This window comes from Psychrobacter sp. 16-MNA-CIBAN-0192 (genome assembly GCF_040309565.1).
Lineage (GTDB): Bacteria > Pseudomonadota > Gammaproteobacteria > Pseudomonadales > Moraxellaceae > Psychrobacter.
Genome location: NZ_JBEOOX010000732.1, coordinates 1 through 235, shown reverse-complemented (window position 1 = coordinate 235; position 235 = coordinate 1). Strand labels below are relative to the sequence as shown.

The 235-nt window shown below is 46.8% G+C and carries 1 protein-coding gene; it reads left to right on the top strand.

Translation table 11 applies throughout. The annotated features are described in order from the left end of the window. A partial coding sequence (locus AAEY78_RS15025) for a Mur ligase domain-containing protein (protein ID WP_352340307.1) occupies positions 1-235 on the top strand: 235 nt, incomplete at both ends.

The following is a 235-nucleotide window of genomic DNA, read 5'->3' as shown; positions in this document are numbered from 1 at the left end:
AGCTTGAGCAACAAGGTATTGAGCTAATCCAGGGGTTTGATCCGGCTCAATTAGGCAAAGAAGGCGACAACCAACCAGACTTAGTGGTTATTGGTAACGCCATGAGCCGCGGTAATCCGTGTGTAGAAGCAGTATTAAATCGCGGCATAAAATATACTTCTGGGCCGCAGTTTTTGGCTGAATATATTTTGCAAGACCGTTGGGTATTGGCGGTAGCGGGTACACACGGTAAAAC